Source organism: Vreelandella azerica (genome assembly GCF_013112225.1).
In the GTDB taxonomy this organism is placed as follows: Bacteria; Pseudomonadota; Gammaproteobacteria; order Pseudomonadales; family Halomonadaceae; genus Vreelandella; species Vreelandella azerica.
Genome location: NZ_JABFHI010000003.1, coordinates 163,373 through 188,348, shown reverse-complemented (window position 1 = coordinate 188,348; position 24,976 = coordinate 163,373). Strand labels below are relative to the sequence as shown.

The window sequence follows — 24,976 nt, the reverse complement described above, 5'->3', positions numbered from 1 at the left end:
GCTCTCAAAGAGAGCTGCCCGTTCCGATCACGATAGCAAGGCAGGGGGTTGCATCAGGTGCAAACGCTGCTTGTTATCTGACGACCTGATTAGCGACGCAGGCCAAGGCGCTGAATCAGCGACTGGTAACGTTCGAAATCCTTACGCTTGAGGTAGTCCAGCAACTTACGACGCTGGTTTACCATGCGAATCAGACCACGACGCGAGTGGTGATCCTGCTTATTGGTCTTGAAGTGATCCTGCAGGCCGTTGATGTTGGTGCTCAGCAGCGCTACCTGGACTTCAGGTGAGCCAGTGTCGTTCTCGCCACGACCGTATTCATTAACAATCTGGGCTTTCTGTTCAGCCGTTAGTGCCATGTCTATCTCCAGTAAGCAATATGCCTAATGTGTGAATGGGTGAGACCACGCATATTTGCAGTCTCAGTCGTACTTTTCGTGTAAGCCTGAACTTACACAGCGACGTTGCTTAACAGCCGCTTGGGCGCCACTTCATCGTCGCCCTTGACTACCCCCAAACCAATAAATACTGATGCGTGATAAAGCCGCATCAAGGTATCCGGTGCAAAGGAGGAAGCATCCAACCGTGCAGACTGACCGTGACTCAAACACCGGTAGGCCTGCTCATCAACAGCCTGGGCGGGCAAATGCTCGACCAGAATATCCACCCGCATCAGCTCGGCTTCACGAGCGGCCTGGTCGTCCAGTTGTTCGAGCGCGTCCAGCGTCCACATGTTACTAGCGCCAAACGGGCCGGTTTTTAACCGCCGCAGCGCGCTGATATGTGCGCCGCAACCTAACATAAGACCAATATCTTCAGCCAGTGTGCGTATGTAAGTCCCTTTACTGCAGCTCACTTCGAGCTCAAAAGCATGATCGTCTAACGATAGCAGGCGCGCATCATACACGTTTATGCGCCTGGCTGCACGCTCCACGTGCTTGCCCTCGCGGGCGAGTTCGTAAAGCTTTTGCCCTGGTGCTTAAGCGCTGAATACATCGGCGGCACCTGTTCTATCTCACCGCGAAAGTGAGACAGCACATTTTCAACCTGTTCGGCCGTAAAATCAGGCACCTCGCGACGTTCAATCACAGCACCTTCGGCGTCACCAGTATCTGTAATCACTCCCAACTCGACGCGGGTTCGGTAAACCTTATCCGCTTCAAGCAAGTGTGCAGAAAACTTGGTGGCTTCACCCAGACAAATGGGCAAAAGCCCTGTCGCCATAGGGTCCAATGTGCCCGTATGGCCCGCTTTCTGTGCTTCAAGCAACCGGCGTACCCGCTGCAAAGCATGATTGCTGGACATGCCTTTAGGCTTATCCAGCAAGAGCACACCATTGACCGGCAAGCCTCGACGGCGACGCGCCATTAACGCGCCTCCTCGTTACCTGCCTCATCCTCCGACTGATCATCACCCTGACGGTCACGATCACTGGACACTGCTTCATCGATCAAGGAGGACAGATGCTGACCACGCACCACGCTTTCATCAAAATGAAAGCGTAATTCGGGCACATGGCGAAGTTTGATTCGCTTGGCAATCTGGCTTCTCAGAAAACCACCGGCGCGCTTAAGCACCTGGAGGTTTTCCTTGATGCGTTCAGGGCTCTGCTCACCAAGCAAAGTGACATAGATATCAGCGTAGCCAAGGTCGCGGCTAACGGTTACACCACTGACCGTGACCATTCCCAAACGCGGGTCTTTGACTTCGCGCTGAATAAGTACCGCCAGCTCCTTCTGGAGCTGGTCGGCTACTCGGTCGGTACGCTTGAATTCGCGCATAGTAAACTCCCGGCGAACTTAGAGGCTGCGTTCGACTTTAACCTGGTCGAAGACCTCGATCTTGTCGCCCACCTGAACATCGTTGTAGTTTTTCACCCCGATGCCGCACTCTACGCCGCTGCGTACTTCCTGAACGTCATCTTTGTAGCGGCGCAGGGATTCCAGCTCACCTTCGTAAATGACGACGTTATCGCGCAGTACACGAATACGCTTGTTACGGAAGACGCTGCCTTCAACCACCATACAGCCTGCCACCGCACCGATTTTCGGCGCACGGAAGACATCACGAACTTCAGCCACACCGACGATTTCTTCTTTCCATTCGGGGGCCAGCATACCGCTCATCGCCTGCTTCACTTCATCGATCAGCTGGTAGATGACGCTGTAGTAACGCAGATCCAGACCTTCACGCTCGATGATTTCACGAGCTGCCGCGTCAGCACGAACGTTAAAGCCCACTACGATCGCTTCAGAAGCCAGCGCCAGGTTGGCGTCCGTTCCGGTAATACCGCCAACACCAGAGGACACCACGGCAACCTTGACTTCTTCAGTGGAGAGCTCTTCCAGAGCGCCTTTAATCGCTTCCAGCGAGCCCTGCACATCGGCTTTCAGCACGATGTTGACCTTGGCAATCTCATCCTGGCCCATCTGGCTGAACATGTTCTCAAGCTTGGCTTTCTGCTGACGTGCCAGGCGAACTTCACGGTATTTGCCCTGACGGAAGTTGGCCACTTCACGCGCTTTCTTCTCATCGGCAACCGCCATGAACTCTTCACCGGCTTCCGGCGTACCATCCAGACCCTGAATTTCGACCGGCTGAGAGGGGCCGGCACTATCCACCTGTTGGCCCAACTCGTTGGTCAGTGCACGGACGCGGCCATAATGCAGGCCAGCAAGCACGATATCGCCTTTCTTCAGGGTGCCGTTCTGCACGAGTACGGTTGCTACCGGGCCACGACCTTTATCAAGGCGTGACTCAACCACAACCCCTTTACCCGGTGCAGAAGGTACTGCCGTCAGTTCCAGTACTTCAGAGACCAGCTGGATCGCTTCCAGCAGCTCCTCAATACCGTCGCCGCTCTTGGCGGACACGTGCACAAACTGGGTATCACCGCCCCATTCTTCCGAGATAACGCCATGCTGGGAAAGCTCGTTACGAATGCGGTCAAAGTCAGCGCCTTCCTTGTCGATCTTGTTGACCGCCACCACCATAGGCACTTCTGCGGCCTTGGAGTGCTCAATCGCCTCGACCGTCTGGGGCATAACGCCATCATCAGCCGCTACCACAAGGATAACCACGTCAGTTGCCTTGGCACCGCGGGCACGCATGGCAGTAAATGCCGCGTGACCTGGCGTATCCAGGAAGGTCACGCCGCCGTGGTCGTCTTCCACGTGATAGGCGCCGATATGCTGAGTGATACCGCCCGCTTCGCCCGTCGCCACCTTGGCGCGACGGATATAGTCCAACAGCGATGTTTTACCATGGTCGACGTGACCCATGACGGTAACCACCGGTGAACGGGTGATTTCCTCACCTTCGTAGGAAATGCTGTCCAGCACTTCCGTCTCCAGCGCATCATCCTTGACCAGACGTGCCTTGTGGCCCATTTCTTCCACCACGATGGCCGCTGTGTCCTGGTCAATCGTCTGGTTGATGGTCACGGCGGCGCCCATATTGAACATCGCCTTGATGACTTCGTTGGCCTTGATCGACATCTTGTCAGCCAGTTCCGCCACACTGATGGACTCAGGGATAGACACTTCGCGGACTATCGGCTGTGTCGGCTTCTGGAAAGCCTGCTTGCCGTTGCCGCTTTGGCCACCACTGCTGCGACGGCCACCGCGACGTTCGGAACGCTTGGCTTTCTTGGCACCACCGCCGCGTTTACGTTCTTCGCGGTCAGTACGATCATCTTCCTGGTCATGACGGCCTTTTTCTTGGCCGCTGCTTTCTTGGGCGGTGCGGTACGGCGATCAGAGCGGCCTTCCTTGGGCGGTGCCGGCGGCATTTCTTCTGCAGCTGGCTCGCTGCTTTCCAGTTCAGGAACCGGAATTTCAAGATTGGTCGGCACGTCTGCCTGCTTGGCTTTTGCTGCTACCGCCTGGGCTTCCTGCTCCTGACGCTTTTTACGTTCAGCTTCATCGGCCTGGCGCTTGGCTTCAGCGGCCTTGCGCTCTTCGGCATCGCGAGCATCCTGAACCTTACGCTCTGCCTCAGCCTCAGCCATATCACCTACCAGCTGACGAGGGCCGCTGTGCTTGGGCTCCTGTGCTTTAGGCTTATCGTCTTCGGCACGCTTCACATAGGTTTTTTTCTTGCGTACCTGAACTTCAATGGTCTTGCCGCGATCACCGGTCTTGATTTTGCTACGCGTTTTACGCGTCAGGGTGATACGGTTTTTGCTGGTATCATTATCGCCGCCATGGCTTTTCTTCAGGTGGCGCAACAGGGTCTGCTTGTCTTCTTCAGACACTGCATCGCTTTCCGAGCTATGGGGCAGCCCAGCTTCTTTCATCTGTTCCAACAAACGAGGCGCTTCACGCCCCACTTTTACTGCAAAATCTTTTACTGTCATATCTGACATATTGATCCTCCTCAGCCCGTGTCCTGTTTACTGTGTGTTCGAATCAGATGCGGCATCATCTTCGAACCAGGGCGCACGGGCAGTCATGATCAGTGCCGCTGCGCGCGCTTCGTCCAATTCCTCGATATCGACCAGATCATCGACAGACTGCTCTGCAAGGTCTTCCATGGTCACAATGCCACGGCTGGCCAGAATGAAGGCCAGGTGGCGTTCCATACCGTCCATTTCAAGCAGGTCATCTGCCGGCTGAGCGCCGTCAAGTGCTTCTTCCGAGGCAATCGCCATCGTCAGCAGCTCGTCTTTTGCCCTCGCGCGTAACGCTTCAACCAAGTCTTCATCGAATTCTTCGATTTCAAGCATTTCGTCAAGCGGCACGTAAGCAATTTCTTCCAGGGTGGTGAACCCTTCTTCTACCAGCAAGCGGGCGACATCTTCATCCACTTCCAGATGCTGGATAAAGGTATCTACCAGGCTATCAATTTCCTGTTCGCGCTTTTCGTCGGCTTCGGCTTCAGTCATGACATTGATTCGCCAACCAGTCAGCTCAGATGCCAAACGCACGTTCTGACCACTGCGACCAATCGCTTGAGCGAGATTGTCCGCCGCAACGGCAACATCCATGGCGTGGGCGTCTTCATCGACCAGAATGGAAGCGACATCCGCCGGCGCCATGGCGTTAATCACCAACTGGGCAGGATTGTCGTCCCACAGCACGATATCAACCCGCTCGTTCTGAAGCTCAGACGACACTGCCTGAACGCGCGAACCACGCATGCCCACACAGGCGCCTACCGGGTCTATGCGGCGATCATTGGTTTTCACCGCAATCTTGGCACGTGAACCAGGATCACGAGCAGCACCCTTGATTTCAATCAGCTGTTCAGCAATTTCCGGCACTTCAATCTTGAATAGCTCAATGATCAGTTCAGGGCAAGTACGTGACAGTAAGAGCTGGGCGCCACGCGCTTCCGGATCAACCTGAACCAGCAGTGCCCTGACCCGCTCATTCATGCGGTAACGTTCACCGTGAATCATTTCATTGCGCGGCAAAAAGGCTTCAGCGTTATCACCCAGGTCGATAATCAGACCATCACGGGTGGTTTTCTTGACAATACCCGCCACCAACTCGCCTTCGCGATCAGCGTATTGGCGTACGACTTCAGCACGCTCGGCCTCGCGTACCTTCTGTACGATCACCTGCTTGGCCGTTTGCGCAGCAATGCGGCCAAATTCGGCGTTTTCGATCTGCTGTTCAACCACATCGCCGAGCTTCAGCGGCGGATCACGTTGCTCTGCAATGCTTTCCTTGATCTCGTAGTCCGGCGTTTCGAACTCGTCATCTTCAACGACTGTCCAGTAGCGGAACGTCAGGTAATCACCCGTGCGACGATCAATGTGAACACGAACGTTTGCTTCTTCCTTATCAAAACGCTTACGTGACGCGCTAGCCAATGCGGCTTCAACCGCCTCAAAGATGACATCGCGGGGAACGCCCTTTTCATTGGAGATCGCGTCCACGACCATTAAAATTTCTTTACTCATGCGCTTGCCTCGCCAGAAAACCTGTCCTTATATGCAAAAGTCCGGCACTCCGCCGGTCGCGTCACCCGATCAATCATCGAACTGAGGAACAATGGTCGCCTGATCAATACTTTCGATCGGAAAGCAGAATTCTTCTCCGTCCATATGCAACAGCACCTCATCCTCTTCTACACCCGCAATCAAGCCACTGAATTTGCGTCGACCATCAAAGGGTATACGCAGCTTGAGTGCCGCTTGATGGCCGATATAACGGGTAAAGTGGTCAAGGGTATAAAGAGGGCGCGCCATTCCCGGGGAGGAAACTTCCAGCCGGTATTCGCCGGGGATCGGGTCTTCCACATCCAGCACAGCACTGACCTGGCGGCTGATATCGGCACAGTCGTCAACGCTGACGCCACTCTCGCGTTCAATGTAAATGACCAACCGCGAGTGCTTGCCCTGGGACAGGTGGTCGACACCCCACAGTTCAAAACCCATCGCAGTAACAACAGGCTCGATTAGCGCATGAAGCGCAGCATGTTTTGTGGCCACAGACAAAGCTCCTATAGCCGTTGCATCAGGCACCTGGCCAGGAGTCGAAAGGAAAGCTAGGTGGCTGATTGGCGTTACCCGAAAACGTGCCTGGCGTATAAACGCAGGGCATCCGTTAGTGAGATACTGATTCTTCGTGAACGTCGTATGATCAAACGCTCTGCTATTGATTCTACTACCAGCACACTCGTTACCGACCATGCTGCTAACAAAAAGCCCCTTCACAGGAAGGGGCTTTTTAAAAAACCTGTAGTACCATCAAGTGATTTGCAACTGATAAGGCTATTTCTAAAACCGTTTTCAGCACACTTGAGATGGTAGCGGGGACCGGATTTGAACCGATGACCTTCGGGTTATGAGCCCGACGAGCTACCAGACTGCTCCACCCCGCATCAATCTAGATGGACGATAATAGACCTTTGAATCAGTTTCGTCAAGGCTTATTTCGTCTTGGTTGCTAATCCCGACCTGGAAAACTGACATCTTGAATAAACTGTCAGTGAATCAGTTGGTGCCGAAGGCGGGACTTGAACCCGCACGACCATACGGTCACTACCCCCTCAAGATAGCGTGTCTACCAATTCCACCACTTCGGCAACAGGGGAGGCTTTCAAAGAAACGCCGCTTTATTGGTCGTCGTTCTCCTCTAGCACTGGCGCAGTATTATCCACACTTCTCGAGGACTCGTCAAGCATCGGAGCCTCATTACGTTGCTGGATCAGTTGCGCATCAGGGATGCCCATTTCCGGCGCCTGACCGGCTTGAGTGGCAAAGTAAGCCAAGGTCAGCGAGGTCACAAAAAATCCAGCTGCCAAAATACCGGTAAACCGAGCCAGAAAATTGCCGCTACCGCGCGATCCGAAGACCGTCTGGGAGGCGCCACCGCCAAAGGAAGCGCCCGCCTCTGCCCCTTTACCTTGCTGCAGTAGAATGAGCACCACCAAGGCGATCGCAATCACCACATGAACCATCAAAATTATTACTTGAACTTGCATGAGTTTATCCTGCTGACTGACAAATAGCGTAGAAGTCGTCGACCTTGAGCGAAGCACCGCCCACCAGGCCGCCGTCGATGTCTGGCTGGGCCAATAACTCAGCCGCGTTGCCTGCGTTCATGCTGCCACCGTAAAGCAAGCGCAGTTGCGCTGCCAGTTGCGTATCAAAGCCTGCCTGATACTCACGAATACCGGCCATCACCTCTTGAGCCTGCTCAGGAGAGGCGGTGCGTCCTGTACCAATAGCCCAGACCGGCTCGTAGGCAATGACTATCTGCTGCCGCTGAGCGGGCTCCAGACGCGCCATAACATGGCCAACCTGGCGCAGCACAACCTGCATGGTATCACCGGCATCGCGCTCTTCGAGTGTTTCACCCACACATAGAACAGGTGTTAACCCCACACTGAGCGCTGCCTGGGTACGGTCATAAACATGGTCATCAGTTTCCCGGTAAAGCTGGCGACGCTCAGAGTGCCCAATCAACACATAGCAAACGCCGAATTCCTTGAGCATCTGGCCACTCACTTCACCTGTATGGGCGCCGGAGTGAACGGGATTAAGCGTTTGTGCGCCCAACCCAAGCCGGGTGCCCTCAAAGGCATGCTGGGCTGCATCCAGATAGGGAAAGGGCGGAATAATGGTAATATCCAGCGCTTCCGGTAAACCTGCCTGAGCAAAGCGCTCACCAAACTGGCGAATGAGTTCGGCAGAACCGTTCATTTTCCAGTTACCGGCAATTAAAGGCGTTCGCATAGGAATTCCTCACAGAAAGTGGTGCAAAATGGTATAGGAGCTACGCCAGCAAGACAACCGCTATTGCTGTCTCTGCTAATCTTGCTGGCGGCCGCAGCCCTCCTGCATAACCGCCCAGGTCATGTTGACTGCATCTACATTGGGGGCCACATCATGCACGCGCAGGATTTTCGCACCGCGCTCAACGGCTAAAGCCGTCAGCGCCAGCCCACCTGGCAGACGCTCCTCAACCGGGCGCTCCAGCACCTTGCCAATCATGCTTTTACGTGACGTACCCACCAAAAGCGGGCGACCCAAAGCGCGCAAACGCTCCATATGCTTAAGCAGGCGCAGGTTATGTTCAACCGTCTTACCAAAACCGAACCCCGGATCCAACAGCAATCTGTTCTTGCGCAAGCCTGCCGCTTCACATATTTCCATGCGCTGCATAAGGTAATCCGCGACCTCATCTTCAATGGCACACTCATAGCGGGGTGCTTGCTGCATGGTCTGAGGCTCACCCTGACGGTGCATCAAGCACACCGGCAAAGCACTGGCAGCGGCGGCAGACAAGGCACCCTCCAACTCCAGGGCACGCACGTCATTCAGCATACCCGCTCCCAGCGCGGTTACTTCACGCATGACGCTGGCACGGCTGGTATCCACCGACACCAGCGCATCCAGTTCGCGCACAAGCGCTTCTACCACAGGGGCAACACGATCAAGCTCCTGCTGTTCTGCCACCGGCGAGGCGCCCGGGCGCGTTGACTCACCGCCAACGTCAATAATCGCCGCACCTTCAGCCAGCATGCGTTCAGCGTGGCGCAAGGCCTCATCCAGTGAGGCATGCTGCCCACCATCCGAGAAAGAATCAGGAGTGACATTCAGGATCCCCATGACTCGTGGAAAGGAGAGATCCAATAAATGACGACCACAACGCAACTGCTCACCGTCTGCGGGCACATTGACATCTACTGGAGAAGGGGTTCGAGTTGGAGAAGAGATTAGAGTTGAAGTAGGCGCTGAAATTGATGAAGTATTTGAGATCATGCAACCGCCTGGTCAAGTAAAAAAGTGGACAGAAACCATCTGAAGATATGGAAGCAAAGAACTGTCGAGCAATACCTTTTCAAGACGAACAAAAAGGCGCCCCTGTTATGGGGCGCCTTTTTGCCTGGCAAAAGGATCAGGGTCCGGCTGGGCCTCCTAGGGGGTCAGAAGGACGGCGACGTGGTCCGTCTTCGTCACTTTCATCCCCAATATCATTGCCCTTATCGTCAGCGCCGCCATCAGTGCCGTTACCGCTATTACCCGACACTTCTTCCTTAGGCTCTTCAGAAGACTGCTTGCCGGTTACCGGCGAACCACCACCGGATGAATCGCCTTCATTCCAGTCTTCCGGAGGACGCGGCGTACGGCCTTCCATAATATCCTTCAGCTGGCTGGCATCGATGGTCTCGTATTTCATCAAGGCATCTGCCATGGCATCAAGCTTATCGCGGTTGTCTTCAAGAATCTTTTGCGCTTGCTCGTAGCAACCATCAATAATCTTGCGGACTTCCTTATCCAGACGCGTGGTGGTTTCACCCGACTTCATCTTGGCGCCGCCCTGGCTTGAACCGAGGAACTGGTGCGATTCATCTTCGTCGTAAAGAATCGGCCCCATTTCATCGGAAAGCCCCCACTTGGCCACCATATTGTGGGCAAGCTCGGTCGCACGCTTGATGTCGTTGGATGCCCCTGTGGTGACACCGTTTGGCCCAAGCGTCATCTCTTCGGCAATACGTCCTCCGAACAGCGAGCAAATCTGGCTGATGATCTGCTGGCGTGACAGGCTGTAGCGATCTTCCTCCGGCAGGAACATGGTGACACCCAGCGCACGACCGCGAGGAATGATGGTCACCTTGTAGACCGGATCATGCTCAGGCATCACCAGACCAATAATCGCATGGCCTGATTCGTGATAGGCCGTGTTCAGCTTCTCTTTGCTGGTCATGACCATGGATTTGCGCTCTGCGCCCATCATGATCTTGTCTTTGGCCTGCTCAAGCTCATCCATGCCCACCAGACGCTTGTTGCCACGTGCCGCAAACAAGGCTGCCTCGTTGACAAGGTTGGCCAGATCCGCGCCGGAGAAGCCAGGCGTACCGCGGGCAATCAGCTGCGGTTTGACATCTTCCGCCAGCGGCACCTTGCGCAGGTGAACGCCCAGAATGTGCTCACGACCCCGAATATCCGGCAGGCCTACCGTAACCTGGCGGTCAAAGCGGCCCGGACGCATCAACGCCGGATCAAGCACGTCAGGGCGGTTAGTGGCGGCGATAACAATGATGCCTTCATTAGCCTCAAAACCATCCATTTCAACCAGCAGCTGGTTGAGCGTCTGTTCGCGCTCGTCGTTACCGCCGCCCATGCCAGCACCACGCGAACGGCCTACCGCATCAATCTCGTCAATAAAGATAATGCAGGGTGCCTGTTTCTTGGCCTGTTCGAACATGTCACGTACACGTGAAGCGCCGACACCCACAAACATTTCAACGAAATCCGAACCAGAGATCGAGAAAAACGGCACCTTAGCTTCACCGGCAATCGACTTGGCCAATAGCGTTTTACCCGTACCTGGAGGCCCGACCATCAAGACACCGCGCGGGATGGTGCCGCCCAGACGCTGGAACTTGGTCGGGTCGCGCAGGAAGTCGACCAGTTCTTCCACTTCTTCCTTGGCTTCATCGCAGCCTGCCACATCGGCGAAAGTCGTCTTTATCTGATCTTGGGAGAGCAATTTAGCCTTGGATTTACCAAAACTCATCGGCCCGCCTTTACCACCACCGGCACCGCCCTGCATCTGGCGCATGAAGAACATGAAAATAGCCAGTATCAGCAGAATCGGGAAGCTGGCAATCAGCAAGCGCGTCCAGATGCTTTGCTGATCAGGCTCCTTACCTACAACGGTTACGTCGTTGGCCAGGAGATCATCCATCAGTTTAGGGTCTTCCGCTGCCGGACGAATCGTCTGGAAGCTTGAACCGTCGCTACGCTCACCGTTGATGGTATAACCATCAATAGTGACGCTGCGCACCTGCTGATTTTGCACCTGCTGCACGAACTGTGAATAGTTCATGGTCTGTGTCGGCGCTTCGGTGCTGAAATTATTGAACACCGTCAGCAGTACTGCTGCGATGACCAACCAGAGAATCAGGTTCTTTGCCATATCATTCAAGGGGCTACCCTCATTACAAGAATCTTTCGGTTAACACTCGTTACTGAGACAATACACCAGCAGCAAGCGTTCAACCATTGCCAAAGCAGATGTCGCTTTGGGCCATATGCATCAAACTTGATCAAAAACCGTCATTATGCAAGACATACTTTGACACAACTTAGACACGGAGTGCGACAAGGTTTATATCTATCAAGATGATAGCCTGTCGCTATCAATCATTAAAGCCTCTTTTACCTATGAGTCAGAGTATTACTTTTTGAAACCTTCAGCCAGCAGATAGACTTCCCGGGAACGCGCCCGAGAGGCGTCTGGCTTACGGGTGACCACGCGCTGAAAATCATTACGTAGTGCCTTAAGGTAGTCATCAAAACCCTCACCCTGGAACACCTTGGCCAGAAAGCGCCCACCTGGAGACAGGGTATCACGCGCCAACTCCAGTGCCAGCTCGACAAGATACATTGCCTGAGGTTGATCAATCGCCGCCATACCACTCATATTGGGGGCCATATCCGACATCACAAGGTCAACAGGGCGATTCTGCAAGCGATCAAGAATCGCGTTAAGCACCTGCTCTTCGGTAAAGTCGCCCTGAATGAAATCAACGCCTGCCAGCGCATCCATTTCCAGAATATCCGAGGCAATCACGACACCCTTGTCGCCAACGCGCTCAGCCGCTACCTGGCTCCAGCCGCCGGGGGCCGCGCCCAGGTCAATCACCGTCATCCCTGGGCGGAACAGCTTGTCCTTGTCGTCCAGTGCCAACAGTTTATAGCTAGCACGGGAGCGGTACCCATCCTGCCAGCTCTGTTTGACGTAAGGGTCGTCAAAATGCTCTTTCATCCAGCTTGCGCTGGTCTTGCTTGCCTGCTGTTTACGGTCTTTAGGCTTTTGCTGCATAAGAAATCTGATGGTGGAAGTCAGGATAGGTGCTTTCACCTTGCGGCATTTCACCGTAAGATGGAACGTTAAGCGCAAACTGGGATACCGCACGATACCATGAGCTTGTCACAGGCACAAAAAAAAGCATTTCGCAGCATTGGCCATCACCTCAACCCGGTGGTGACCGTTTCTGAAAACGGCGTTTCAGAGAATTTGCTGGCGGAACTCGACCGCGCACTGCGCGACCATGAACTGATCAAGGTGAAACTGGCCATTCCTGAACGCGAGGATCGCGCCGCCATACTTGAAAACCTGTTGGCGGAACTACCCGGCAATGCCAAGGCTGAGCTGGTTCAGACCATAGGCAAGATGGCCCTGCTCTATCGCCGCAACCCGCAGGCCAACCCCAAGCTTTCCAATATCAGCCGTTTCGAAAATCACCACGGACGTTTTTAGGCACTTGACGGCAACAGCTAAATCTTGCCGCTAATAAGTAAGCCATCTATAAAAACATGCCCCACTGCCTGAGTTGGCAGCGGGGTATTTTTTTATGGCTCAATCAAAGGTGTTCAACACCTTCAATTTCATATTCAACGTCGCCGCCGGGCGTCTTGACCATGACAACATCGCCCTCTTCTTTGCCAATCAAGGCACGAGCGATGGGTGATGTCACTGAAATACGCCCTTCTTTAATATTGGCTTCGTCCTCACCCACGATGCGGTAGGTCACCTGCTCGTCGGTATCCAGATTGAGCAACTCAACCGTGACGCCAAAAATTACCTTGCCGGTTTGCGGCAACTTGGTCACATCAATGACCTGGGCGCTGGAGAGCTTGCTCTCGATTTCCTGGATACGCCCTTCGATAAACCCCTGCTGCTCACGCGCCGCATGATATTCGGCGTTTTCCTTAAGGTCGCCGTGCTCACGCGCTTCCGCGATAGCGGCAATCACTTTAGGACGAGCTTCGCCCTTCAGGTGATTGAGTTCTTCACGAAGGCTTTGTTCTCCCGCAACCGTCATCGGGACCTTATTCATTGACTTGCTCCTGCGTGCAGTTCCTGAAGGCGCCGCACCGTAATCTCCCGACCGTATTCAAGCGCCATACACACAGCATTAGCGCCCGCCAAGGTGGTGGCATAGGGCACCTTGCGTGATAGCGCAGTACGGCGAATGACCGAAGAGTCGTTAATCGCTTGGCGACCTTCGGTAGTATTAACGATGTAGGCGATTTCGTCGTTCTTGAGCAGATCGACGATATGCGGCCGGCCTTCATAGACCTTGTTGACATGCGTAACGGAAAGTCCGACGGCCTCTAGGGCGGCTGCCGTTCCCCGTGTTGCACATAGTGTGAAACCTAATGTTAGCAGAGAACGAGCCACTTCGATAATCCCCTCCTTGTCCGGTTCACGCACGGAAAGGAACGCCTTACGCTCGCCCTCAAGAGCAGGAATGGCTTCACCTGCGCCCAGTTGCGCCTTGAAAAAGGCTTCGGCAAAGGTATCCCCAGAGCCCATCACCTCACCGGTTGACTTCATTTCAGGGGATAGAATCGGGTCAACGCCCTGGAACTTGTTGAATGGGAAGACCGCTTCCTTGACGCTATAGAAGTGCGGAATGATTTCTTTCTCAAAACCCTGTTCTGCCAGGGTTGTACCGGCCATGCAGCGGGCGGCAATCTGCGCCAGCGAGGTACCTATGCATTTGGAAACAAAGGGCACGGTACGCGAGGCACGAGGGTTGACCTCAATGACATAGATCTCGCCATCCTGCCAGGCCAGCTGGACATTCATCAGCCCCTTGACGCCCAGCTCTACGGCCATGCGCTTGACCTGATCACGCATTTCATCCTGCACATCAGCAGGCAATGAGTAAGGCGGCAGCGAACAGGCGGAATCACCGGAGTGTACGCCCGCCTGCTCAACGTGCTGCATGATACCGCCGATGACGACCTGCTTGCCGTCAGACACCGCATCAATATCCACCTCGACGGCAGCACTCAGGAAATGGTCGAGCAGGACAGGCGAGTCGTTGGATACCTTGACCGCATTGGTCATGTAGTTCTCAAGCTCGGAGGCGTCATAGACGATCTCCATGGCGCGACCGCCCAGCACATAGCTGGGGCGCACTACCAGCGGGTAGCCGATTTTCTCGGCCTTGGCAAAGGCATCTTCAAAGCTGCGCGCTGTGGCGTTGGGTGGCTGCTTGAGGCCAAGCTTGTCGATCATCACCTGGAAGCGCTCACGGTCTTCGGCACGGTCGATGGCATCCGGTGTGGTACCAATAATCGGCACGCCTGCCGCTTCCAGCTCGCGGGCCAACTTCAGCGGCGTCTGGCCGCCAAACTGAACAATCACGCCGACCGGCTTTTCTTTATCGGCAATTTCCAGCACATCTTCCAGGGTAACCGGCTCAAAATAGAGACGATCAGAGGTATCATAGTCGGTCGACACGGTTTCCGGGTTGCAGTTGACCATGATGGTTTCATAGCCGTCATCGCGCATGGCAAAGGCAGCATGCACACAGCAATAGTCAAACTCGATACCCTGGCCGATACGGTTAGGGCCACCGCCCAGCACCATGATCTTCTGACGGTCTGACACTTCCGCTTCGCACTCCTCTTCATAAGTGGAGTACATATAGGCGGTATCCGAGGCAAACTCAGCCGCACAGGTGTCAACACGCTTGTAAACCGGACGAATGCCCGCCGCCTGGCGATTTTTACGGAACTCTTTTTCCGACACCCCAAGCAACCTGGCCAGCCGCGCATCGCCAAAGCCCTTGCGCTTGAGCTGATACAGCTCACGGGCGGAAAAATCGGACAGGGAGCGTTTGGTAACAGCACTTTCCGTCAGCACCAGATCTTCCATCTGCACCAGGAACCAGGGGTCGATATTGGTCAGTGCAAACACCTCGTCAACACTCATGCCCGCACGCATGGCATCTGCCACGTAAAAATACGCTCGGCACCAGCGGCCTGCAGCTCCCCCTGGATGATCGCCATGTTGTCTGGGGTAAAATCGGTGATGATCGGGTCCAGGCCATCATTGCCGGTTTCCAGGCCACGCAGAGCTTTCTGGAGCGATTCCTGGAAGGTGCGACCGATAGCCATCACTTCACCCACTGACTTCATCTGAGTCGTCAGACGGTCATTAGCCTGGGGGAATTTTTCGAAGGTAAAGCGCGGAATCTTGGTAACGACGTAATCAATCGACGGCTCAAACGATGCCGGCGTGCGGCCACCGGTAATATCGTTCTGCAACTCATCCAGGGTGTAGCCGACCGCCAGCTTGGCGGCGATCTTGGCAATCGGGAAGCCGGTGGCCTTGGAGGCCAGCGCCGATGAACGCGAGACACGCGGGTTCATCTCGATCACCACCAGGCGACCGGTTTTCGGGTCCATACCGAACTGGACGTTAGAGCCGCCGGTTTCTACTCCAATCTCACGCAACACCGCCAGGCTGGCGTCACGCATGATCTGGTATTCTTTATCGGTCAGCGTCTGCGCGGGGGCAACGGTAATCGAATCACCAGTATGGACACCCATGGGGTCAAAGTTTTCAATCGCACAGACGATGATGCAGTTATCGTTCTTGTCCCGCACCACTTCCATTTCGTACTCTTTCCACCCCAGCAGCGATTCATCAATCAACAGCTCGTGGTTGTTGGAAAGCTCGAAACCGCGGGTGCAGATTTCCTCGAATTCTTCCTTGTTGTACGCCACACCACCGCCAGAGCCGCCCATGGTGTAGGAAGGACGAATAATAGTCGGAAAGCCGAGCTCCGCCTGAATTTCCCAGGCTTCACTCATGGTATGGGCGACTTTTGCCTTCGGGCATTCCAGGCCGATACGTTTCATCGCCTGGTCAAACAGATCGCGGTCTTCTGCCATGTTGATGGCATCCGCATTGGCGCCAATCATCTCGACGCCATATTTTTCCAGCACGCCGTGTTTTTCCAGGTCCAGCGCGCAGTTCAGCGCTGTCTGCCCGCCCATGGTCGGCAGGATGGCGTCCGGCTTTTCGGCTTCGATAATTTTCTCGACCGCCTGCCAGGTAATCGGCTCAATGTAGGTTGCATCGGCCATGGCCGGGTCGGTCATGATGGTCGCCGGGTTGGAGTTCACCAGCACGACGCGGTAGCCCTCTTCGCGCAGCGCTTTACACGCTTGGGCGCCGGAGTAGTCAAATTCACAGGCCTGGCCGATGACAATCGGGCCAGCGCCAATAATCAAGATGGTGTTAATGTCGGTACGCTTAGGCATATCGGTTCCCGCAAAAATGATGACGATGAATCAGATGCTTCCTGACCCTGAATAAGTGTGCTGGCCGGTTAGCGACGCGCCTGCATCATGGCAACAAAGCGGTCAAACAGCGGCGCCACATCGCGCGGGCCGGGGCTGGCTTCAGGGTGCCCCTGGAAGCTGAAGGCCGGCCGGTCGGTACGCTCAATGCCCTGCAAAGTGCCATCAAACAGTGAACGATGGGTGGCGCGCAGGTTGGCAGGCAGGCTGGCTTCATCGGCGGCAAACCCATGGTTCTGGCTGGTAATCATCACTTTTCCACTATCCAGATCCTGAACCGGGTGGTTGGCACCATGATGGCCGTGGCTCATCTTGATAGTTTTGGCGCCAGACGCCAATGCCAGCAGCTGGTGGCCCAGGCAGATACCAAAGACCGGCACCTCGGTTTCCAGCACCTCTTGAATGGCCTTGATGGCGTAATCACAGGGCTCAGGGTCACCCGGGCCGTTGGCCAGGAAGATACCGTCCGGCTGCATGGCCAGTACCTCAGCAGCCGGCGTCTGCGCGGGCACTATGGTCAAGCGGCAGCCACGGGAAGCCAGCATGCGCAGGATGTTGCGCTTAACGCCGTAGTCGTAGGCGACCACATGGAAGGGGCGTTCGCTTTGGGTGGTGTCGGCGTAACCCTCACCCAGGGTCCACTCACCTTCGCTCCATTCATAGGACGACTGGCAGGACACCACCTTGGCCAGATCCATCCCCTTTAGCCCAGGAAACGCCTTGGCAGCGGCCAGCGCCCGCTCTACCGCATCGTCACCCTCTGCGTCTGCGCCTGCCAGAATCGCGCCGTTCTGAGCGCCTTTATCGCGCAGAATCCGGGTTAAACGGCGAGTATCAATATCGGCAATGCCCAATACGTTCTGGCTGACCAGATAATCAGACAGGGTCTGCTCGGAACGGAAACTGCTAGCCAACAGCGGCAAATCACGAATCACCAGCCCCGCCGCCGCAATGGCGCCAGACTCAACGTCTTCAGCGTTAACGCCGGTGTTGCCGATATGGGGGTAGGTCAGGGTAACGATCTGGCGGGTGTAGGAGGGGTCGGTAAGAATTTCCTGGTAGCCGGTCATGGCCGTATTGAACACCACCTCACCGCTGGTTTGTCCTTCGGCGCCTATCGCCGTTCCGTGGAATATGCTGCCATCTTCCAGGGCCAATATTGCGGGTTTGCTCAATGCGGGGTTATTCAAGACAAGTCCTCCCATGCTGGTAGGCGCCGCAAGGCGCAGGCTCGGCAATCTGATGATAATGGTGGCTGGGCAACCATCGGGTCGTAAAAAAGCGGGACGAAGCCGATTAAAAAACCGGTCTCATCCCGCTTGTTGTTCTTCGCTATAGTGCTGCATGCTGCTGGCATCGCTAAATGTGGCCAGCGCAACAAGCGCTGTATTCTAGGGTACTTGGGTAGCCACCCGGGCAAAATTTTGTGAATACTACAGGATTTATCGACCTTCGACTAGCCCTTATCGCCGTCGAAACGTTGAAGGCGCTCAGGCATCAACAGTCAGCCCTAATACATCCTGCATATCATAGCGACCGTTAGGCTGGGCAGCGACCCAGCGGGCAGCGCGCACGGCACCTTTGGCAAAGGTCATCCGGCTAGAGGCTTTGTGGGTAATTTCAATCCGCTCGCCTTCAGTGGCAAACATCACGGTGTGCTCACCGACGATATCGCCCGCGCGAATGGTTGCAAAACCAATCTCCTTATCGCTACGCGGCCCGCACTGCCCGACCCGTTCAAACACACCGTCCTCGTTCAGGCTTCGGCCAAGGCTGGCTGCCACTACTTCCCCCATCTTCAGTGCCGTGCCAGAAGGGGCATCCACCTTATGGCGGTGATGGGCCTCAATGACTTCAATATCATAGCCCTCATCGCCCAGCGCCTTGGCGGCGGTTTCCAGAAGCTTCAGCGTCAGATTGACCCCCACGCTCATGTTAGGCGCAAACACCATAGGCACACGCTCACGGTAGCTATCCAGCTCGGCAATCTGTTCATCACTCATGCCGGTGGTACCAATCACCATCCGCTTGCCGTGCGCGGCACAGTACGCCAGGTTTGCCAGAGTGACCTCAGGTGCGGTGAAGTCAATCAGTACCTCGACGTCATCCGCCAGTGCCTCCAGAGAATCCACGGCGGCAACCCCTTTCTTACCCACGCCAGCCAACTCACCGATATCAGCCCCGGCCAGCGAGCTTCCCGGCTCCACCACGCCGCCTGCCAAGGTCGCCTCTGGGTCCAGCTCCACGGCATTTACGAGTGTGCGGCCCATACGGCCAGCCACGCCAACAATGGCAATTCGGGTCATGGAAACTCCTGTTATGTCCTTGAGGATGAAATAGAAAGCAGTATACCAGAAAGCAAAACCCCCGATGACGCGAGTCACCGGGGGTTTATAACATCTGCCTGAAACCTTAGGGCTTCATATCTTCAAAGAACTTCTTGACGCTGTCGAAGAAGCCGGTTTTCTTGGGCGAGTGGCTGTGACTGTTGCTGCCGTCAAAGCTTTCCTGCAACTGGCGAAGCAGGTCTTTCTGCTCGTCGTTGAGGTTGACCGGGGTTTCCAGTACCACCTTGCACAGCAGATCACCGGGGGTGCCACCGCGGACTGGCTTGACGCCTTTGCCACGCATGCGGAAGAGTTTGCCGGTCTGGGTTTCCGGTGGAATCTTCAGCTTGACGCGGCCATCCAGAGTCGGCACTTCCAGCTCGCCGCCCAGTGCTGCATCCACAAAGTTGATGGGTACATCACATTGCAGGTGTTTACCATCACGCTGAAAAATGTGGTGCGGTTTGATCGATGCCTGGACATAGAGATCGCCCGGCGGGCCGCCGTTAATACCGGCTTCGCCTTCACCGTTCAGACGTATGCGGTCACCGGTATCCACACCTGCCGGAATCTTCACTGACAGGGTACGGGTCTCACGCACACGGCCTTCACCGTTACATTTGTGGCAAGGCACTTTAATGTGCTGGCCACTGCCGTGACAGGTCGGGCATGTCTGCTGAACCGCGAAAAAGCCCTGCTGCATACGCACCTGACCATGGCCATGGCATGTGGGGCAGGTTTCCTTGCTGGAACCGGGTTCGGCACCGTCACCGTCGCAGCGGTCGCAGTTGATATGGCGTGGCACCCGGATATCGACCGTGGTGCCGGCGACAGCGCTTTCCAGATCAAGCTCCAGGTTGTAGCGCAAATCGGAGCCACGTGCAGGAGCATTGGGGCCGCGACGACGACCACCGCCACCTCCGCCGAAAATATCGCCAAACACATCGCCGAAGATGTCGCTGAAATCACCAGCACCACCGCCGCCAAAGCCACCGCCGCCGCCAAATCCGCCACCTTGGCCATCTACACCGGCATGGCCAAACTGGTCATAGGCAGCACGTTTTTCGCCATCGGCCAGCACTTCGTAGGCTTCTGAGACTTCACGGAATTTCTCAGCCGAGGTGTTATCGTCAGGGTTTCGATCGGGGTGATATTTCTGGGCCAGGCGGCGGTAGGCCTTTTTGATCTCTTTCTGATCGGCCCCTTTATCGACCCCCAGGACTTCGTAATAATCGCGCTTGGACATGGGTCCTACGCCTCCTGGTTAGCTATACATTCTGATTAGCTACGCATTCATTCAAACGTCATGACCGGAAACAGCAACGCGGGAGTTGCCTCCCGCGTCACCACTTTCCTGGACAGAAAGAGGGTGTTTACTGCTTTTTCTTATCGTCGTTGACTTCTTCGTATTCAGCGTCAACCACGTCTTCTTCCGGCTTGGCGTTTTCGGCGCCATCACCCTCTGCCTGCTGCGCGGCTTCAGCCTGCTCGGCGTACATCTTCTGCGCCAGCTGACCGGAGGCTTCCGTCAGTGTATCCAGTTTTTTCTGGATATCGTCCTGATCGTCACCCTTAATGGCTTCTTCAAGCTCAGTAATGGCGGTCTCGATGGCCTGCTTCTCGTCATCAGTCGCCTTGTCGCCCGCTTCTGTCAGCGTCTTGCGTGTGGCATGAATCATGCCATCTGCCTGATTGCGCAGCTGCACCAGCTCTTCGAACTTTTTATCTTCGTCCGCATGAGCTTCCGCATCACGTACCATCTGTTCGATTTCATCATCGGTCAGACCACTAGAGGCCTTGATGACAATCGACTGCTCTTTACCAGTGGCCTTATCTTTCGCCGAAACGTTCAGGATACCGTTGGCATCCAGATCAAAGGCGACTTCAATCTGCGGAACACCGCGCGGTGCCGGCGGAATATCAGCGAGGTCAAAACGGCCCAGCGATTTATTCTGCGACACCTGCTTGCGCTCACCCTGTACCGCGTGAATGGTGACCGCTGTCTGGTTATCATCCGCCGTGGAGAAGGTTTGCGTCTTCTTGGTCGGGATGGTGGTGTTTTTCTCGATCAGCGGTGTCATCACGCCGCCCATGGTTTCGATACCCAGGGTCAGCGGAGTAACGTCGAGCAGCAGTACGTCTTTAACGTCACCGCCCAGAACACCACCTTGGATTGCCGCACCGACGGCCACAGCTTCATCCGGGTTGACGTCCTTGCGAGCGTCCTTACCGAAGAAGTCAGCCACTTTCTGCTGAACCTGCGGCATACGCGTCTGGCCACCGACCAGAATCACTTCATCCACATCACCTGCAGACAGGCCAGCATCTTTCAGGGCCACCTTGCAGGGCTCCAGCGAACGCTGAACCAGGTCTTCCACCAGCGATTCCAGCTTGGCGCGGGTCACCTTGACGTTCAGGTGCTTGGGTCCGGTGTTATCTGCAGTGATATACGGCAGATTGACGTCGGTCTGCTGAGCGCTTGAAAGCTCGATCTTGGCTTTCTCGGCGGCTTCTTTCAGGCGCTGCATGGCCAGGTTGTCGCCGGAAAGATCCATACCGCTATCTGCCTTGAACTGGTCAACCAGATAGTTGATCAGCGCCAGATCGAAATCTTCACCGCCCAGGAAGGTGTCACCGTTGGTCGCCAACACTTCAAACTGGGTTTCGCCATCAACGTCAGCGACTTCGATAATTGAGATATCGAAGGTACCGCCGCCCAAGTCATAGACCGCGATGGTTTTATCACCACGTGACTTATCCATACCGTAGGCCAGGGCGGCAGCCGTCGGCTCATTGATGATGCGCTTGACTTCAAGACCAGCAATGCGTCCGGCATCCTTGGTGGCCTGACGCTGGCTGTCATTAAAGTAAGCTGGCACGGTAATGACCGCTTCAGTCACTTCTTCGCCGAGATAATCTTCGGCGGTTTTCTTCATTTTCTTAAGCACTTCCGCGCTGACCTGCGGGGGTGCCATCTTTTTGCCTTTTACGTCAACCCAGGCATCGCCGTTATCGGCTTCTGTAATCTTGTAAGGCACCATCTTGATGTCTTTCTGAACGACGTCGTCCTTGAAACGACGACCGATCAGACGCTTGATGGCGTACAGGGTGTTTTCCGGGTTAGTCACCGCTTGGCGCTTGGCGGCCTGACCGACCAGCGTTTCGCCGTCGTCAGTGTAGGCGATGATGGACGGCGTAGTGCGGCCGCCTTCTGCGTTTTCGATGACCTTGGCGCTATCGCCGTCGAGCACTGCCACACAAGAGTTGGTGGTGCCCAGGTCAATACCAATAATGCGTCCCATAGTAGAAACCTCGAATTCGTATTTGGAAACGGATGACAAAAATGTCGTCTGAGTAATAGCGGCTGCTAAATATTAGCCATACCGCGTGGTTGCTATTCTATTTGGGGGCCACTGACAGCATTTCAAGGGCCCTTTCGCTTGGTTATCCCGCTTTTTGGCTCACTACCACCATTGCCGGGCGCACCAGACGGCCATTAAGTAGATACCCTTTCTGCATCACGTCCATTACCGTATTCGGCTCCAGATCAGGGTTAGGTACCATGGTCATGGCTTCATGCACCTGCGGATCAAAGGGCTCGCCGTGGGGTTCAATCACTTCAACGCCGAATTTGTTCAATACATCCAGCTGCATTTTCAGCGTCATGGAGACACCTTCACGGTGTACCTCTGAGGCTTCTTCCTGCATGTTTTCCAGCGCTTTCTCAAGGCTATCCACCACGGGCAGCAGTTCCTTGATAAATTTTTCCAGCGCAAACTTGCGTGCTTTCTCGGCTTCCTGCTCGGCGCGCCGACGTACGTTCTGCGCTTCCGCAGCCGCGCGCAGGGCTTGATCCTTGGCCTCGGCCAGGCTTTGCTCAAGCTCTTCCACCTGAGCAGCCAGCACCTGAGCTTCCGGGTTATCGTCGGCTGTATCGATGGTGTCCCCTTCATCGTCAATCAGGCTTTCGAGCTCACCTTCAGCCAGGCGTTCTTCAGCCTCCTGTTCAGGGGTCTCGGATTCCTGCTCGTGGCGAGCCAGTTCATCATCGAGTGGGGTTTGTGGTTCTTTGGCCATGGGATACTCCTGCAAAGCGTGTTCTTAAAACGAAACTGGGTCTTAAAACATGAGATGACTAAATGGTTTGCAGGGTATATGGGGGCCATAGCGTTCATCTCAAGAGGAAAATGTGAAGAGATGGCATTGAAGTGCATCATCAGCTACTGTATATAACAACAATAATTGGATGCCTATCCAGTCATTCGCCACCGTTGATCTGCCCAAGCGCCGGGAGGAAAGCATGCTGACCCAGCTAGCGATACAGGACTACGCCATCGTCGACCACCTTGAACTGGAACTTTTCGGTGGAATGACCGCCATTACCGGGGAAACCGGTGCAGGCAAATCTATTCTGTTAGGTGCGCTGGGGTTATGCCTGGGTGAACGGGCAGATGCGGGCAGCGTCCGTCACGGCTGCGAACGCGCAGATCTTTCCGCGCGCTTTGATATTCATCACTTGCCTGCCGCTCAGGTCTGGCTTGCCGAGCGCGAGCTGAACGTCGATGAATGCTTGCTGCGCCGGGTAATTACCGCCAACGGTCGCTCCAAGGCATGGATTAACGGCCAACCAGCCACCATTGCCGACCTTAAATCGCTGGGTGAGCATCTTATTCAGATTCACGGCCAGCATGCCCATCAGGCGCTACTGCGGGAAGAAACTCATTTGGCACTGCTGGATGATTACGCAGGCCTCAACGCTGATGTCAGCGCCCTGACCGAGACTTTCCGTGCCTGGCAGCGCACCCGGCGGCGGCTGAAGGAGTTGAGTGAAGCGGGCAGCGAGATTGAAGCCAAGCGCCAGCTGCTACGTTATCAGGTGGAAGAACTCGACCAGCTAGGCCTGGAAGAAGACGAACTTCCTGAGCTGGAGGAAGAACAGCTACAGCTGGCCCATGCCGATGAAATCCTGCGCGAGACCGAATTTGCCACCGAGTGCTGCGCCAGTGACGAAGGCGGTGTTCTTAACCTGTTACATCAGGCTCACCAGCGCTTAAGTGCACTGCCGGGTAGCGACAAGGGCGCGCTGGCCAATACGCTCAACCTGCTTGGCGAAGCACAGATTCAGATCGAAGAGGCCACCAGCGAGCTTTCACGCCTGGCAGGCCACACCGAGCTTGACCCCGCTCGGCTTTCTTATGTGGAGGATCGCCTGGGTGATATTCACCGCCTGGCGCGTAAGCATCACATCACCCCGGAAGAGTTGTATGCGTTTCACCAGCAGCTGGCAGCGTCCCTCAACCAGCTGGATACCAGCGATAATGACCTGGATGCCCTGGGCGAGAAAGCCAATGAGCTACGCGAGCGCTATCGCCAGCAGGCCAGAGCGCTTAGCGAGGCGCGCCAGAAAGCCGCACTGAAGTTGGGCAAGGAAGTTCAACAGCAGCTCGCCTTTTTAGCCATGGGCAAGGCCCACTTTGAAGTGGCGCTACAGGCGCGGGAAACGCCCGCGCCCGAAGGGCTGGATCGGGTGCAGTTTCTGATCAGCGCCAACCCTGGCCAACCGGCGCGGCCCTTGGCCAAGGTGGCCTCAGGGGGTGAGCTTTCCCGGGTCAGCCTGGCGATTCAGGTAGTGGCGGCCAGCCATTCGACCATTCCCAGCCTGATATTTGATGAGGTAGATGTGGGTGTTTCCGGCGCTACCGCAGAAATTGTCGGCCAGCTATTGCGCAAACTGGGCAAGAACGGCCAGGTGATGACCGTGACCCACTTGCCTCAGGTAGCGGCCCAGGCACATCAGCACCTGCATATTGAAAAGCGCGCCAAACGCAATACTACTTTGACCAATATGGCCCTGCTGGACGAAAGTGGCCGCGTCAGCGAGCTGGCGCGCATGCTGGGGGTGTTAACCTGTCTGAGCAAACCCTGGCCCATGCACGGGAAATGCTCAACGCCAGCCAGAATCCGCCCCACTGAAGCGTTTTCCCCTATCGACACTCAAGCGATAAAAAAGCCCGCACCGTTCAGAACGGGCGGGCGTTTTTATTACTTGGGGCTTGGCTTAGCCAGCCTCACCTCTCCA

At 55.5% G+C, this 24,976-nt stretch carries 16 protein-coding genes, 2 tRNA genes and 4 pseudogenes; 2 read left to right on the top strand and 20 right to left on the bottom strand.

Annotation, left to right across the window (positions count from 1 at the left end; all coding sequences use genetic code 11):
- Positions 1-89 precede the first annotated feature (89 nt).
- From rpsO to rlmE, 13 genes and pseudogenes are all read right to left on the bottom strand, one after another.
- A complete protein-coding gene (gene rpsO / locus HLB35_RS08775) occupies positions 90-359 on the bottom strand; it encodes a 30S ribosomal protein S15 (protein ID WP_171702303.1) in 270 nt (89 codons plus the stop codon).
- Between the two features lie 92 nt (positions 360-451).
- Positions 452-1,368: pseudogene (truB, locus tag HLB35_RS08770) on the bottom strand (tRNA pseudouridine(55) synthase TruB).
- The gene (rbfA, locus tag HLB35_RS08765) at positions 1,368-1,781 is read right to left on the bottom strand and encodes a 30S ribosome-binding factor RbfA (protein WP_171702302.1); all 414 of its coding nucleotides are present in this window, start codon (positions 1,779-1,781) and stop codon (positions 1,368-1,370) included. The pseudogene truB and the gene rbfA overlap by 1 nt, the downstream one beginning before the upstream one ends.
- Before the next feature lie 18 nt (positions 1,782-1,799).
- A pseudogene (gene infB, locus HLB35_RS08760) lies at positions 1,800-4,366 on the bottom strand (translation initiation factor IF-2).
- Positions 4,367-4,393: 27 nt separating this feature from the next.
- Complete coding sequence (gene nusA / locus HLB35_RS08755) at positions 4,394-5,908, bottom strand: transcription termination factor NusA (RefSeq protein WP_171702301.1); 1,515 nt, start codon at positions 5,906-5,908, stop codon at positions 4,394-4,396.
- 69 nt (positions 5,909-5,977) lie between these two features.
- Entirely contained in the window at positions 5,978-6,439 is a 462-nt protein-coding gene (gene rimP / locus HLB35_RS08750; protein ID WP_171702300.1) for a ribosome maturation factor RimP, read from the bottom strand.
- Positions 6,440-6,754: 315 nt separating this feature from the next.
- A tRNA-Met gene (locus tag HLB35_RS08745) sits at positions 6,755-6,831 on the bottom strand.
- A gap of 117 nt (positions 6,832-6,948) precedes the next feature.
- A tRNA-Leu gene (locus HLB35_RS08740) sits at positions 6,949-7,035 on the bottom strand.
- A 30-nt stretch (positions 7,036-7,065) separates the two neighbouring features.
- Positions 7,066-7,434 (bottom strand): preprotein translocase subunit SecG, encoded by a 369-nt coding sequence (secG, locus tag HLB35_RS08735; RefSeq protein ID WP_235937090.1) that lies wholly within the window; start codon positions 7,432-7,434, stop codon positions 7,066-7,068.
- 4 nt (positions 7,435-7,438) lie between these two features.
- The gene (gene tpiA / locus HLB35_RS08730) at positions 7,439-8,188 is read right to left on the bottom strand and encodes a triose-phosphate isomerase (RefSeq protein WP_171702299.1); all 750 of its coding nucleotides are present in this window, start codon (positions 8,186-8,188) and stop codon (positions 7,439-7,441) included.
- A 75-nt stretch (positions 8,189-8,263) separates the two neighbouring features.
- Positions 8,264-9,064, bottom strand: coding sequence for a dihydropteroate synthase (gene folP / locus HLB35_RS08725; protein WP_171702478.1), 801 nt, complete (start codon positions 9,062-9,064; stop codon positions 8,264-8,266).
- A gap of 289 nt (positions 9,065-9,353) precedes the next feature.
- Positions 9,354-11,387, bottom strand: a complete 2,034-nt coding sequence (gene ftsH / locus HLB35_RS08720) for an ATP-dependent zinc metalloprotease FtsH (protein ID WP_171702298.1) — start codon at positions 11,385-11,387, stop codon at positions 9,354-9,356.
- Between the two features lie 252 nt (positions 11,388-11,639).
- Entirely contained in the window at positions 11,640-12,287 is a 648-nt protein-coding gene (gene rlmE / locus HLB35_RS08715) for a 23S rRNA (uridine(2552)-2'-O)-methyltransferase RlmE (RefSeq protein WP_171702297.1), read from the bottom strand.
- Positions 12,288-12,386: 99 nt separating this feature from the next.
- Here rlmE and yhbY point away from each other — a divergent pair, with 99 nt between their 5' ends.
- On the top strand, positions 12,387-12,725 hold the full coding sequence (gene yhbY, locus HLB35_RS08710; protein ID WP_171702296.1) for a ribosome assembly RNA-binding protein YhbY: 339 nt from the start codon (positions 12,387-12,389) through the stop codon (positions 12,723-12,725).
- A gap of 103 nt (positions 12,726-12,828) precedes the next feature.
- Here the strand turns inward: yhbY and greA are convergent, their stop codons facing one another.
- The 7 genes and pseudogenes from greA to grpE form a co-directional block, all read right to left on the bottom strand.
- Positions 12,829-13,305: a transcription elongation factor GreA gene (gene greA / locus HLB35_RS08705; RefSeq protein WP_171702295.1), complete on the bottom strand. Its 477-nt coding sequence runs from the start codon at positions 13,303-13,305 to the stop codon at positions 12,829-12,831.
- A pseudogene (carB, locus tag HLB35_RS08700) lies at positions 13,302-16,531 on the bottom strand (carbamoyl-phosphate synthase large subunit). Before carB ends, greA begins: the two are co-directional and overlap by 4 nt.
- 68 nt (positions 16,532-16,599) lie before the next feature.
- Positions 16,600-17,745 carry a glutamine-hydrolyzing carbamoyl-phosphate synthase small subunit gene (carA, locus tag HLB35_RS08695; RefSeq protein WP_216601484.1) on the bottom strand — a complete coding sequence of 382 codons (1,146 nt, stop codon included), beginning with the start codon at positions 17,743-17,745 and terminating at the stop codon, positions 16,600-16,602.
- Between the two features lie 315 nt (positions 17,746-18,060).
- Positions 18,061-18,876 carry a 4-hydroxy-tetrahydrodipicolinate reductase gene (gene dapB / locus HLB35_RS08690; protein ID WP_171702293.1) on the bottom strand — a complete coding sequence of 272 codons (816 nt, stop codon included), beginning with the start codon at positions 18,874-18,876 and terminating at the stop codon, positions 18,061-18,063.
- A 106-nt stretch (positions 18,877-18,982) separates the two neighbouring features.
- Positions 18,983-20,143, bottom strand: coding sequence for a molecular chaperone DnaJ (gene dnaJ, locus HLB35_RS08685; protein WP_171702292.1), 1,161 nt, complete (start codon positions 20,141-20,143; stop codon positions 18,983-18,985).
- A gap of 127 nt (positions 20,144-20,270) precedes the next feature.
- The gene (gene dnaK / locus HLB35_RS08680) at positions 20,271-22,199 is read right to left on the bottom strand and encodes a molecular chaperone DnaK (protein WP_171702291.1); all 1,929 of its coding nucleotides are present in this window, start codon (positions 22,197-22,199) and stop codon (positions 20,271-20,273) included.
- Positions 22,200-22,341: 142 nt separating this feature from the next.
- Positions 22,342-22,974 (bottom strand): nucleotide exchange factor GrpE, encoded by a 633-nt coding sequence (gene grpE / locus HLB35_RS08675; protein WP_171702290.1) that lies wholly within the window; start codon positions 22,972-22,974, stop codon positions 22,342-22,344.
- 223 nt (positions 22,975-23,197) lie between these two features.
- Between grpE and recN the strand changes: the two are divergent.
- A pseudogene (gene recN / locus HLB35_RS08670) lies at positions 23,198-24,870 on the top strand (DNA repair protein RecN).
- Positions 24,871-24,976 lie beyond the last annotated feature (106 nt).

What these genes read in the sequence shown, in the direction of transcription:
- dapB (WP_171702293.1), bottom strand. Translation starts at nt 18,876, where the DNA reads ATGACCCGAATTGCCATTGTTGGCGTGGCTGGCCGTATGGGCCGCACA.
- rlmE (WP_171702297.1), bottom strand. Translation starts at nt 12,287, where the DNA reads ATGCAGCAAAAGCCTAAAGACCGTAAACAGCAGGCAAGCAAGACCAGC.
- grpE (WP_171702290.1), bottom strand. Translation starts at nt 22,974, where the DNA reads ATGGCCAAAGAACCACAAACCCCACTCGATGATGAACTGGCTCGCCAC.
- nusA (WP_171702301.1), bottom strand. Translation starts at nt 5,908, where the DNA reads ATGAGTAAAGAAATTTTAATGGTCGTGGACGCGATCTCCAATGAAAAG.
- tpiA (WP_171702299.1), bottom strand. Translation starts at nt 8,188, where the DNA reads ATGCGAACGCCTTTAATTGCCGGTAACTGGAAAATGAACGGTTCTGCC.
- rpsO (WP_171702303.1), bottom strand. Translation starts at nt 359, where the DNA reads ATGGCACTAACGGCTGAACAGAAAGCCCAGATTGTTAATGAATACGGT.
- yhbY (WP_171702296.1), top strand. Translation starts at nt 12,387, where the DNA reads ATGAGCTTGTCACAGGCACAAAAAAAAGCATTTCGCAGCATTGGCCAT.
- dnaK (WP_171702291.1), bottom strand. Translation starts at nt 22,199, where the DNA reads ATGGGACGCATTATTGGTATTGACCTGGGCACCACCAACTCTTGTGTG.
- folP (WP_171702478.1), bottom strand. Translation starts at nt 9,064, where the DNA reads ATGGGGATCCTGAATGTCACTCCTGATTCTTTCTCGGATGGTGGGCAG.
- greA (WP_171702295.1), bottom strand. Translation starts at nt 13,305, where the DNA reads ATGAATAAGGTCCCGATGACGGTTGCGGGAGAACAAAGCCTTCGTGAA.
- rbfA (WP_171702302.1), bottom strand. Translation starts at nt 1,781, where the DNA reads ATGCGCGAATTCAAGCGTACCGACCGAGTAGCCGACCAGCTCCAGAAG.
- dnaJ (WP_171702292.1), bottom strand. Translation starts at nt 20,143, where the DNA reads ATGTCCAAGCGCGATTATTACGAAGTCCTGGGGGTCGATAAAGGGGCC.
- secG (WP_235937090.1), bottom strand. Translation starts at nt 7,434, where the DNA reads ATGCAAGTTCAAGTAATAATTTTGATGGTTCATGTGGTGATTGCGATC.